Source organism: Arthrobacter sp. 2YAF22_2, from assembly GCF_052114645.1.
Taxonomy (GTDB): domain Bacteria; phylum Actinomycetota; class Actinomycetes; order Actinomycetales; family Micrococcaceae; genus Arthrobacter.
The window spans coordinates 1-1,819 of record NZ_JBFRFD010000627.1 but is presented as its reverse complement, the minus strand read 5'-3'; the positions used below and the strand labels follow the sequence as shown (position 1 = coordinate 1,819).

Genomic DNA, 1,819 nt, shown 5'->3' with positions numbered 1-1,819 from the left:
ATCTTGTGTTCCTCGGTAACCCGGGCACGGGCAAGACCACCGTGGCGCGGCTCCTGGCCGAGATGTACCGCGCGGTCGGACTACTGCAGAAAGGCCATCTGGTCGAGGTCGACCGGTCGGGACTGGTGGGGCAGTACGTCGGCGCGACCGCCATCAAGACGGACCGGGTGATCCGGCGTGCGCTGGACGGTGTCCTGTTCATCGACGAGGCCTACGCGTTGGCCCCGGAGGACGGCCGGATGGACTTCGGCCCCGAGGCGATCGAGGTCCTGCTCAAGAGGATGGAGGACCACCGCCACCGCCTGGTCGTGATCGTGGCCGGGTACCCGCGGCTGATGGAGTCCTTCTTGCTCTCGAACCCTGGACTGCGCTCCCGGTTCGCCCGTGAGATCACGTTCCCCGACTACTCCGTCGACGCACTCCAGACGATCTTCCACCAGATGCTGGCCCAGTACGAGTACACGCTGGAGCCGGATGCGGACCAGGTGCTGCGCCGCATCCTTACCGGGCTCCACGCGGGCGAGGACTCCGGCAACGCACGGTTCGCCCGCACGCTGTTCGAGCAGGCGCTCAACCGCCAGGCGCTGCGGCTGTCGCTCGACGAGAAACAAAGTCTCGACGCGCTCGATCGTGAGGCTGTCATGACGCTCACCGCGGAGGACATCGTCGAGGCCGCGCTGGCCTTGGGCGAGGAGCCGGAGCCGGAACCTACGCCGGAACCAGAGCCGTCACGCTGGTGGCGCTGGCTGGCCTGACCGGATCGGCGGCCGCTGGCCGGCGGAAGCAACCCAAGCAGTCACCGCGGGAAGCGGCCCTGGCGCCGCCGCGCACATGGGAGCCATTCCTAAGAAGAAGCCATCGGCACCGATCCGGCCCGAGGAGCTCGCTGAGCCTCAACCAACCCAAGGAAATCGTCGAAAGGTCGGCCGCGTAACTCCGATTGGTACCGTGTCACTGGGGTGTAGTCCAAAGTCGTCGCCCCTCATCCTGACGCTCATGGGCAGGCCTAGCGCCGCGCAGCCTTTTAGGCGGCGTTCCCAGGCGAGGCGGCTGCGGAGCTGTCCAGTGCCTCCGCGAGGATCTGGACGATGTGGCGGGAGCCGCGGCCGGACAGGTCCGCCACCTGGGTCCGGCAGGAGAACCCGTCGGCCAGGATGGACCGGTCCGGGGCATCGGCGATCTTGCCCAGAATGCCCTGTTCGGCAATGGCGACCGAGACGTCGTAGTGGCCTTTCTCCATCCCGAAGTTTCCGGCAAGACCGCAGCATCCACTGGAGATTTCCACGTCGCAGCCCATGGAGTTGAGCAGTTCCAGATCCTTCCCGTACCCCATGATGGCGCTTTGATGGCAGTGAGGTTGCGCGAGAATCCGCTCCTCGCTGGTGGGCGGTTGCCAGTTGATGGACGTCAGGAATTCCGACACGGTCTGGGTCCGGGCGGAGACCTGCGCGGCGCGTTCGTCGTCGGGCAGCAGTTCGAGCAGGTCCGAGCGGAGCACCGCCGTGCAGGACGGTTCGAGTCCGATAACGGTCCTGCCATCGGCTACATGCGGGTACAAGACGTCAAGGGTTTTCCGAAGGGCTGTCTTGGCCGCGGTCAGTTGTCCTGTTGAAATGAGTGTCAGTCCGCAGCATGCGCCGGGGCCGGCAACTTCGATGTCACATCCCGCGGCCTGCAGTACCTTAAGCGCGGCAACGGGAACACCGGGGCTCAGTGCGTCGGAGAACGAATCCACCCAGAGCAAGACGCGGTGGGGAGTGACCGCTGTGTGCCGTCCAGCGCCGCCGTTCGCCATCGGCACCCGCACTGTGTTCAGAAC

At 66.1% G+C, this 1,819-nt stretch carries 2 protein-coding genes; one reads left to right on the top strand and one right to left on the bottom strand.

The features are described from left to right. Nucleotides 1-755, top strand: a 755-nt coding sequence (locus AB4Y86_RS18020; RefSeq protein WP_441403521.1) for an AAA family ATPase, incomplete at its 5' end; no start/stop codon positions are given. A 269-nt stretch (nt 756-1,024) separates the two neighbouring features. Here AB4Y86_RS18020 and AB4Y86_RS18015 read toward each other — a convergent pair. Further along, a partial coding sequence (locus tag AB4Y86_RS18015) for a (Fe-S)-binding protein (protein WP_441403520.1) occupies nt 1,025-1,819 on the bottom strand: 795 nt, incomplete at its 5' end.